This window comes from Xanthomonas cissicola (genome assembly GCF_008801575.1).
Taxonomy (GTDB): Bacteria; Pseudomonadota; Gammaproteobacteria; order Xanthomonadales; family Xanthomonadaceae; genus Xanthomonas; species Xanthomonas cissicola.
Window position 1 is genome coordinate 18,780 of record NZ_VZPL01000056.1, and the last position, 11,099, is coordinate 29,878.

Here is an 11,099-nt window from a genome sequence, read left to right on the forward strand (position 1 = left end):
GCTACTAGAGCGAAAAGCGCCCGAATGCGCCGCCCACGGCGCTGTGCCTGGCCTGCGCGCGCACTGGCAATCTGCCCTACCGTGTCCGACAGGCGAACATCTGGTTGCTCAGGTGATGGACTTTGCCAGCGATCAGTTTTCACCTGATGCGTTCGCGCGGTGCGCAATCGCCTGCCCGCCTGCGATCGTTCGCAGCGTTCGCAAGCGCCAAGCCGATTACTTTTTCGGCAGACTCGCCGCGCGCCACGCGTTGTATCAGCAAGGCCTGGTCACTCACCCTGACACTGTGCAGATCGCAACCGGCGACGCACGCGAGCCGGTGTGGCCGAAAACTGCCGCAGGCAGCATCAGCCATAGTCACCGGCTGGCCATTTCCGCCGTCGCGCCTGCCGATCGGTGGCGTAGCATCGGCATCGATCTGGAACACCTGGCAAGCCCCGATGCCCAAGCGGCGTTGCGGGCCACGGTGGTAAACGCCTCGGGGCTGGCTTTGCTGAAGACGCTGCACGATGCCGGCGACTTGGCGCTGGATGCATTGCTGACGCTGGTTTTTTCGGCGAAGGAAAGCCTGTTCAAAGCGAGTTTTGCAGCTGTCGGACGCTACTTCGACTTCTCGGCGGCGCCAGGTCACAGGTGTGGACGTGGCCGCCGGCTATCTCCAGCTCAGGCTTTGCGAATCGCTCTGCCCGTCGCTGCCGGCGGGTCACCTGTGCCCTGTCGGCTTCGCTTGGGTCGATCCGCAAACGGTCGTCACCTACCGCGTCTGGTGACTGCGTCTACGCAGGAACACCGATCTTGCAGGCAAAGCGCCCCACGGTTGCCTTCCCCCGCGGGCGCCGGCATGGCGTGGCCTGTCCACGCGATAACGCTGTTCCGCCAGCCTCCAGAATGCGCTGGCGAGCACCGCGCTTGCCCAACCCTGCGCGTGGCGCGCTCCACGCAACAGGGCAGTCACATTGCCATCGGAGTTCGCTGCGAGGCGCGCTAGGCCGAGGACTCCATGCGCCGTTCGTCGGACCCGTTTGAACGAACCGATTGACTCCACCAGCGCGCAAGCTGATGCACATGCGGAGCGCGCAACATGCTGAAGTGATCGCCGCTCGCATGCCAGATGCGCAATTCGCTTGCCAGCGCCCGCCATCCTGCAGCCTGCTTCTCGTGCTGGGTACGGTTGTCCGCCGCATCCAGCAACGGATGGTCGGCCAGCACCAGGCGCAGGCTGCCCGGGTAGCGGAAAGCAGGGCGGTAGACCGTGCGAAGTGCGGTCCCAAAGACCTGCACCACGCCATGGATGGCATCGGCCGGCGCACGATGCGGTAACAGTCCCGCACGCACCATGCCTGCCCGAACCAGCTCCAATTGCTCCGCGTGGTCCAGCGTCGGGAACAGGAGGGGATCAATCCCCAGACGCGTCCCTCTGGAGAGCTGCAGCGACTCGATCAGGCGTTCAAGCACGGCGGTGGCGGTGTAAGGCTTGCCAACTGCACCATCACCGCCAGGCGCTTCGGCGTCGAGCAGCGTCAGCGATGCGACGGTGCGCCCATGTGCAGCCAGCTGGCGGGCCAGATCGAAGGCCACCCATCCGCCAAACGAATGACCGAGCAGATGGATCGGATGGCCGGGAAGCTCCTTGAGCATCCATGCAACATAGGCCGTTGCGGCGGACTCGACAGTGCCGTGCGGGAGCTGGTCACGCTGCAATCCGCGTGGCTGCAGACCGTAGACCGACCAGGCATCGCCCAGTGCAGCGGCAAGATCGACGAATCCGGCAACGTTCTCCGCCGCTCCCGGCACGCACACCACCACTGGCTGCTGCAGGGCTCCGGTCTGGATACGGGTCAAGGGCACGTGGAGTTGCGGACCACGAGGCAGCGATTGCTGACTGGCTTCCAGCTGCTGGCTGATCGCCGCACCCAACGCAGCGACATGCGGCGTTTGCAGCATCGTGTGGTGATCCCCTGGCACGGTGATGCAGGTCAGCATGTCTGCGCCAAGCAACGCTTGCCATGCCAGCGCTGCATCGCTGGCCGACCGGGGCGCCAGGGCCTGCGCCGCAGCGAACAGATGGACCGGCATATGGATGGCCATCGGCAGGTAGTGTCGCTGTGCATAGCCGTGTGCGAACTCGCGCGCCAGCGATTGCGGCAGGCTGGCGTCGTCCTGGTCGGCCCACGCGGACGGCAACCAGCCGCGCGAGCGGCACAGTCTGATCAATGCCGTGTCTTCCCACTGGCCAACCTGCGCCGCGAGTGCCTGCAGGTTGGCCTGGGCAGAGGCACGTTGCTCATCATCCGGCAGCGCGGCCAGGCAGTGCTGCAGCAGGAGGCGCTGCGGCGCGTGCGCAGGATCGATGTAGGCTGGACCGAGATCGAGTTGCGAGGGATGATAGGTATCGATCAAACCAACGAACTCGACCAGCTCATCTACAGCGAGCAATTGGGTGGCAATCTCGTACGCCAACAGCCCGCCGAATGACCAGCCGGCAACCCGGTAAGGTCCGTGCGGCTGCACCGCGCGCAGATGACGTAACAGACGCGCCGCAAGTTCCTGCACGGTACGTGGCTGGGGCGCGCCCAACGCAACAGCGGACAGCCCATAGACCGGCACATCCGGAGCAAGGTGCTCGCCCAGGGGCGCAAAATACAGATCCAGACCGCTGAAGTCATGTACCAAAAACAGCGGGCGCTTGTCGCCGCCCATCCGCACGGTGACCACGCCCGGTGGCGTTGAGGTCTCCCGCCACCGCTCGATCGCTGTCGCCATCGCCGCCAGACTGGTATGCGCACTCAGCACAGATAACGGCACCGCCGTCCCTGCCCGCTTCAGCAGGCCATTGAGGCGTACCAGCAGCAGCGAATGACCGCCCAGTGCGAGGAAATCGTCGTGCCGCCCGATGCGATCGATGCGAAGTAACTGCGACCACAGCGTATGGAGCAATGTTTCCAGCTCGCCTTGTGGCGGCGTGTCGTCGTGGCCAGCATGATCATTGCGTGCCGGCAGCGGCAAGGCATGCCGATCCAGCTTGCCGTTGGCGGTCAGTGGCAATTGCTCCATCTGTACATACGCAGACGGCAGCATGTAATCCGGTACGCGGGTCAACAGATGCATGCGTAACGCCTGTGCATCGTGAGCGAGGTTCGCTGCCACGTCTGTCTGGTAGTAAGCCACCAGCTGTTTCGACCCCCGCACATCTTCACGCTGTACAACCGCCGCAATCGCAACCGCCGGATGCGTCTGGAGCGCGGACGCGATTTCTCCCAATTCAACACGGAAACCGCGCACTTTGACCTGCCCATCGGTGCGGCCCAGGTATTCGAGCACACCGTCCGCCCGCCAGCGCACCAGATCGCCACTGCGATACAGGCGCGCATCCGCCTTGCCGCTGAAGCGGTCGGCAATAAACCGCTCGGCGGTCAGCGTCGGTTGATGCAGGTATCCCAGCGCCACACCATCGCCGCCGATGTACAACTCGCCCGCCACGCCGATCGGCAGCGGCGTACCATGCGCATCCAGCACATAGACACGGGTATTGCCGATGGGACGGCCAATCGGAATGGGGCCGGAGACTTCGGTGATGCAGTGGATGGTTGCGAAGGTCGTGGTCTCGGTCGGCCCGTATCCGTTGAGCAACCTCTGCGGCGCCCCTTCGGCCAACACCCGCGCTACCACTGCCGGGTCGAGGACGTCACCGCCCACGATCAGATAACGCAGCTGCGCAATGGCCGGCAGCAACACGGCTGCGTGGTGATGGAACAGCCCGGCCGTCAGCCACAGCACGTTGACGGCCTGGTTCTGCAAACACTCCCGCAGCCGGTCTGGCGACAGCACGATGTCCTGCGCAATCACCACTACGCAGCCGCCGGTGAGTAGCGGCGCCCACACTTCCAGGGTACTGGCGTCGAAGGCCGGATTGGCAGCGAAGGCCACCCGATCGCCGGGCTGGAACTTGGCATAGCCGTTGTTGCACACCAGCCGATTGATGCCCCGATGCGCGATCCGCACGCCTTTAGGAACACCGGTCGAGCCGGAGGTGTACATCACATAGGCGTCCGACGCGCTGGACTGGGACAACTGCGGATCGTGCGTGGGCGATGCGCTCAAGTCGAGCAGATCCATGTCCAATCGTGCAGCACCATCGGGAAGCGGCTGGTCGCTACGACTGACGACCCAGCGCGCTGCGCTTTCATCGAGAATCTGCTGCAAACGTTGGTCTGGCGACTGCACATCCAGCGGCAGATACGCTGCGGCACATTTGTTGATGGCCAATTGCGCGACCACCAACTCCAGCGAACGTGGAAGGCGAATGCCCACGTACTGGCCCGCCCCTACTCCCAGGCCGATCAGGTAATGCGCAAGCTGATTGGCCTTGCGGTTGAGCGCTGCATAACTGCACCGATGCGCTCCATCGATCACGGCTGGCGCCTCCGGCGTCAGTGCCGCCTGCTGCTCGAACAGCGCATGCACGGTCTGTGCATGTGGATAGTCGCGATCGGTGGCGTTGAAGGTGTCCAGCAGCTGTCCGAGTTCGTCGGCAGGCAGCACGCACAGCTGACCGACCGGCAGGTCCGAGCACTGCTCGAGCGCATCGACCAACTGCGCAAGTGCGCGTTGCATGAAAGCGCACATGCGTTCGGCACCGATGTCCGCACGGGTTTGCACGCTCAGCGCGAATTGGTCTCCAAGATCATCCACGTTCAGCAGCAGCGAATAATTGGTGCGCTCGCTGCTGCCAAGTGCATGCACGCCATGCCAGGCAGCGGATGTCGTCGCGTCTGCCGGTAGCGGCGGACTATGCCGATAATTGAGCAATGCGTTGAACAGCGGCGTCGAAGCGGGAATGCTGCTGCAGCGCTGCGCCAATGCCAGCGATGCATGTTCGTGTGCCATCAGCGCCGTCAAGGCATCGTGCGTGCGCCGCGCGGCGGCCGCGGCAGGCGCGTCGAGTCTGACCCGGATCGGCAGGCTATTGATGAACATGCCCAAGGCGCGATCGGCAGCGGGGCCGCCCTGCATGCGCCCGAGCAAGACGCTGCCGAAGACGACATCATCGCGACCCACCCCCGATCCCAGCACCATCGCCCAGGCCAGGTGATGGAGGCTTGCGACGCTCAGATGCAGATCTCGCGCCTGCCGGCGAAGCCGACTGGCGAGCATGGGATCGAGCAGTACGTCGGACTGCTGCAGCGGTTGCAGATGGCCGGGCGTATCTTCTGTGTCGAAAGCCAGCGTTGGCGTATCGATGTCTCCCAGGCATTGCCTGAAGAAGGTTTCGTGCTCCTCCTGGGTCTTGCCCCGCAGCGCCTGGGTCACATACGTACGGTAGGGCGTGGGCGTTGGCAGGCCGGCGTCACCGACTGCGGACAGGTGCTGCATTTCCTCGCGAATCACCGCCAGTGCGGTGTGATCCAGCAAGATGTGATGGAACAGCAGTAACGCCACCAGCCTGCCATTGTGCGGATCCTGCGCGTAATGCAATTGCAGCAAGGGTGCATGGGTGAGAGCGAGACGGTACTGGCATGGATCGAATCGCGCCTGCAGTTGCTCCAGCACATCTCCATCGTCTGGGCTCAACTGCACCGGATCGCAAACTACACGTGCCTGTCGCCAGACGATCTGCACCGGCGCAGCCAAGTCCTCCCAGGCCACACTGGTACGCAGGATGTCGTGTCGATCGACCACGCGCTGCAGGAGTGCGACGAACGCGTCCAGGCACGGTTTGTCGTCGAAGGCCAACTGTGCCTGCAGCAGATAGGGGTCGCCCTGGCGCGCCATCAGATGGTGATACAACACCCCCTCTTGCAGCGGCGCCAGTGGATAGATGTCCTGCACGTTTGCCGCCCCACCCGGCACTGTGGCCACGATGCGATCGATCGTGGCCTGCGACAACTCCACCAGTGTCAGCAGCTCCGGGGTAATGCGTGCGCAGCCGGCCGGTATCAGGTTCGGCGGCACCTCCAGTTCCTGGCTGCGGCCAAGCGCTGCGGCCGTTGCCGCCAAGGTGGGCTGTCCCAGCAGTGCCCGCACATCCATGCCAAGACCCTGCTGGCGCAGCCGTTCCACCAGCGTCACCGCCAGCAGGGAGTGCCCGCCGAGCTGGAAGAAATTATCGTGGCGCCCGACCCGCTCCACCCCCAGCACCGCCTGCCAGATTTCGGCCAGCTGCTACTCCAGCGCATTGGCAGGCGGCTCATACGTCTGCAGGTTGCGTTGCGCGGCATCGGGTGCAGGCAATGCGTGCCGATCCAGCTTGCCGTTGGCCGTCAGCGGCCACGCGTCCACTGGCACAAAAGCCTCGGGTACCAGGTACTCCGGCAAGTGCACGCGCAAATGCCGCTGTAGCTCGGCCGCTGTCGGCGCCTCGGCGGTGGCGATCACATACCCCACCAGCCGCCGCTCGCCCGCCACGTCCTCGCGGGCCAGCACCACCGCTTCGCGCACCTGTGGATGGGTCAGCAGATGCGCTTCGATTTCGCCCAGCTCGATGCGTCGGCCACGGATCTTGACCTGCGCATCGTTGCGGCCGACATAGTCCAGCCGGCCATCGTCCAGCCAACGACACAGATCGCCGGTGCGGTACATCCGCGCGCCCGGATAAAACGGGTCGCCGATGAAGCGCTCGGCCGTCAGTGCCTCACGCCCCAGATACCCGCGGGCCACCCCTGCACCGCCCAGATAAAGCTCGCCCACCACACCCAACGGCGCAAGCTGCCCCTGGGCATCGAGCACATACGCGCGCAGGTACGGCAGCGGTCGACCGATGGACGGGTTAGGCACCCCAGGGGGCACTACGCCGCTGCTGGCCACCACCGTCGTCTCGGTCGGACCGTAATTGTTGTACACGCTAAACGGCAGGCCCTCGGGCACCTGCCGCAGACGATCGCCACCGACCAACAGACACCGCAGACGCTGGGGCGTCATGCCGGCAGCAAACGCATGCTCGGCGATCGGCGTGGGCAGGAGGCTCACATCCAGCTCCTGCGCACACCACCACTGCAGCAGGGATGCCACATCCGCACTGTGCGCGGCGCTGGGCATCACCAGCACGCCACCGCTGCACAGGCTTGGCCAGATCTCCCAGGCCGCCGCATCGAAGCTCAGACCGGCCAGGCTGGAGCTGCGCGTCCCCTCGCCCACCCCGAAGGCCGCCGTGTGCCACGCCACCAGTTGCGCCAGCTGCCGATGCTCGACCATCACCCCCTTGGGCTGGCCGCTGGAACCGGAGGTGTAGATCACATACGCCAGATGCGCGGCGGTCAGGCCGGGAACCTGCGGATTGGTGCACGGCAGCTCGCCTGCGGCGGCATTGTCGATGTCGATCAATGGCAGCGCCGCAGCGCCCAGCGCCGAGCGGGTGGTCGCATGCACCAGCACCGCGCGCGGGGCGCTGTCGTGCAGCAGATACGCCAGCCGCTCGGCCGGATAGGTCGGGTCCAGGGGCACATAGGCTGCGCCCGCCTTGAGAATGGCCAGCAGGCCGATGATCAGCTCCGCACTGCGCTGCACGCAGATCGCCACCCGCTCGTCCGGCCCGATGCCCAGTTGCAGCAACCGATGCGCCAGCTGGTTGGCCCGCGTATCGAGCTCGCGGTACTGCAGGCGCTGGCCGTCGCACTCCAGCGCCACCGCCTCAGGTGTCGCCGCGACCTGCCGCTCGAACAGCCCGTGCACGGTGTCCATCCGCTCCGGCACGCGATGCTGCAGGTTGAAGCCCAGCAAACGCTGGCGCTCTGCTGGCGGCAGCACGCACAATTGGTCGATCGGCGTCTCCCGCTCATGCTCGAGCGCGTCGGCCAGCTGCTGCAATGCGGTTTGCATGTAGGCACACATTCTGGCGGGCACGCCGTCTGCCGAGGCCTGCGCCGTCAGTTGGAAACCATCGCCAAGATCATCCATGGAGAGGCTCACCGGATAGGTGCTACGTTCTTCTCCCCCCAGAACATCAATCCCCGGCCACGCCTGCAGCACGGTGCCATTGAGATTGGCCCGACTCAGCCGGCGATAGTTGAACAATGCATTGAACAACACGCGCTGTGTGTACATGCGGCTACAACGCTGCGCCAGCGACAGCGAAGCGTGTTCATGCGCCAACAGCTCACTCAGCCAGGCATGCGTCTGCTTGATGACGGCACGCACGCTGGCCCGACCCAAGCGAACCCGGATCGGCAACGTGTTGATGAACATTCCGATGGCACGTTCGATCTCCTTTCCCTGCGTTCTCCCCAGCATGACGGTGCCGAAGACCACGTCCTGCTGCCCCGACGCTGCGGAAAGCACCTGCGCCCAGGCGACGTGACACAACGTGGCAACGCTAACCCCCAATCGCCTCGCATGTACTTGCAACCGCTGCGCAATCGAGGCGTCGATCTGGATGACTGCCTTGCGCACTTGCTGGTCAACCACACCTTGATCCTGAAACCCGAATGCAATGGTCGGCTCGCACACATCGCCGAGCATTTCCTTGAAAAAGCGCGCGTGTTCCTCTGCGTGCTGATCGCGGCGGGCATGCATGGTGTAGGTGCGATACCGGAACGGCGGCGGCAATCGTGCGCCGTCTCCGCGCAGATGGCTGTCGATCTCTTCCAGCAACCCTGTCAGGGACGCAGCGTCTCCGACCAAATGGTGGAACAGTAGCCCGCCCGCCCAACGTTGGCCGACGCCATCGTAGGCATAGCACAGACGCAGCAAGGGAGCTTGCCGCAGATCGAGTTGCTGGCGCGCCGGATCCAGGTGGGCACGCAGCAGTTGTAGGACATCCTCCTCAGCAGGCCCCACCGCAATCTCGATCATCGGCACGGTCGCCTGCCGCCAGACCACCTGGAGCGGCGCATCCAACTGCTCCCAGATCAACGCAGTGCGCAGAATGTCGTGACGTGCGACCACGCACTGGAGCGCGGCTGCGAATGCATCCAGGCGAGCCCGATCCGAAAAAACGAACAGCGCATATTGCAGATAGGGATCGCCCTGAGTCGCTGTCAAATGATGGTAGGCAATGCCTTCCTGCAGTGGTGCCGCCGGATAGATGTCCTGCACGTTGCGCGCACCACCGGGCACCGTGCTGACGATGGTATCGATTGCTTGCTGTGACAGCTCCACCAGCGGAAGCAGATCCGGCGTGATGCGGTCGCACCCTTCTGGAATGCGCGGCTCGGGAATCTCCTGGTCGCGACTGGCGCCAACCGCCGCCGCCATCCCCATCACGGTGGGTCGAGCAAGCAGGGACTTTACATTGGCTTCAAGGCCATGCTGTCGCATCCGCTCCAATAACGCGACGATTAGAAGGGAGTGCCCGCCAAGCTCGAAGAAGTGATCGTATCGACCGACTTGCTCGATCTTCAGGACATCGCTCCATAGAACGGCAAGCAACTGTTCGGTCGGCCCCTCAGGCGACACATACCCCTGCTGGGCATACGCCTGTGCATCGGGCGCAGGCAAGGCATGACGATCCAACTTGCCATTGGGTGTCATCGGCAATAGGTCCATGCGGATGTAAACCGCAGGCACCATGTAATCGGGAAGCCGCTGCTGCAGCTGCTCGCGCAGACGTTCGGCAGTCACCTCGGGCGCGTCGCTCACGTAGTACGCCACAAGACATTTTTCTCCCGATGCGGCAGTGTGAATCACCACCGCCGCATCGGCCACCAACGGATTGTCCAGGATCCTGGAGCTCACCTCCGCAGGCTCGATCCGAAAACCGCGCAATTTGATCTGGTCATCGTTACGCCCGAGGTACTCGAGCGTTCCGTCGGGCATCCAGCGCGCCAGGTCGCCGCTGCAATACATTCGTTGCTCCGGCCCAGTGCCGAATGGATCGACCACGAAGCGTTGCTCGGTCAACTCTGGACGATTGAGATAGCCACGCGTGACCTGGCTGCCAGCGATGCACAGTTCTCCGGCCACACCAGCAGGAACCGTCTGCCTATTCGCATCCAGCAGATAGACACGCATATTGTCGATCGGCCGCCCGATCGGAATGGTGGCTAATGTGCCTGCGTCCCAATCCAGTGGGATTTCATACGCCACGCATCCGACCACCGTTTCGGTCTGCCCATACTCATTGACCACGCGCGCATGAGGTGCAAGCTGACGCAATCGCTTGACCGTCGATGCGTGCAAGGCCTCGCCACCGACTACAAACAACGACACCGACGGAGTACCGCCACAAGCAGCCAGCTGCTGCGTCAAGACATCCAGGTGGGCCGGCGTGATCTTGACCAAGCACAGTGGCTGATCGGCGCAGACTCGCTTCAACAAGGCCTCGATCTCGTCCCGCTCAGGAAGCAGTTCGGTGGTACCGCCACATAGCAAAGGCAGGTAGAGACTGGTGACGGTTGCATCGAACGAAAGCGACGACGACACCACTGCGCCTTGCCGGGGGTGATAGTGGTCGATCGCCCAATGCAGGTAGTTGCTCAGGGCGTCGTGGGGAACCATCACCCCCTTCGGACGACCGCTGGAGCCGGAGGTATAGATCACATACGCCAGATGGCACGGCGCAAACCCTGCGACCAGCGGAGTATCGGTGGGCCGATGCAGCCACTCAGGCGTATCCACATCGATCAGGATGGCGTTTGTGTCCTCCAACAGATCGCGCGTTGCCGAATGGACGATGAGCGCACGCGGTGTGCTGTCGGACAGCATGTAGGCCAGCCGCTCGGACGGATAACGCGGATCCAGCGGAACATAGGCACTGCCTGCCTTCAGGACCGCAAGCAACGCCACCACCAATTCGGGGCAGCGCTCCATGCACAAGGCGATGCGCTGGTCCGGCCCAATCCCAAGTGCAATCAAGTGATGCGCAAGCTGATTCGACCTTGCATTGAGCTGGGCATAGGTCAGGCGCAAGTCACCAAAGGCCACTGCTACCGCATCCGGTGTCCGCTGCACCTGCGCCTCGAACATCGCAGGCAGCGTCGCCACCGGCATCTGCGTTTTCCTGCCGCCGACGTCCCCCCACCCTGAGTAGTGGTTTGGTTTAGAGTCCGGGGGTAATGATATCGGTGTTTGCCAGATGTTGGGCATAAGCAGCCGGGGTCATGCCGCCGATCGCCTTCTTGGGTCGGTCCTCGTTGTATTCGCGTCGCCAGCGTTCGATTTCGGTG

2 protein-coding genes and 1 pseudogene are annotated in these 11,099 nt (G+C 63.9%); 1 reads left to right on the forward strand and 2 read right to left on the reverse strand.

Going from position 1 to position 11,099, the window contains the following annotated elements; translation table 11 throughout:
* The first annotated feature begins 115 nt into the window (after positions 1-115).
* Positions 116-988 (forward strand): 4'-phosphopantetheinyl transferase family protein, encoded by an 873-nt coding sequence (locus F7R02_RS18830; RefSeq protein WP_235857362.1) that lies wholly within the window; start codon positions 116-118, stop codon positions 986-988.
* Here F7R02_RS18830 and F7R02_RS18835 read toward each other — a convergent pair.
* Both F7R02_RS18835 and F7R02_RS18840 read right to left on the reverse strand, forming a co-directional pair.
* Positions 985-10,917, reverse strand: a pseudogene (locus F7R02_RS18835) (non-ribosomal peptide synthetase). The gene F7R02_RS18830 and the pseudogene F7R02_RS18835 overlap by 4 nt on opposite strands.
* A 55-nt stretch (positions 10,918-10,972) precedes the next feature.
* Positions 10,973-11,099 (reverse strand): integrase core domain-containing protein (locus F7R02_RS18840; protein WP_151210081.1); only part of this gene is annotated, 127 nt, incomplete at its 5' end.

Bases quoted from the DNA above. Each gene is read 5' to 3' on its own strand.
- F7R02_RS18830 (WP_235857362.1), top strand. From the start codon at position 116: ATGGACTTTGCCAGCGATCAGTTTTCACCTGATGCGTTCGCGCGGTGC.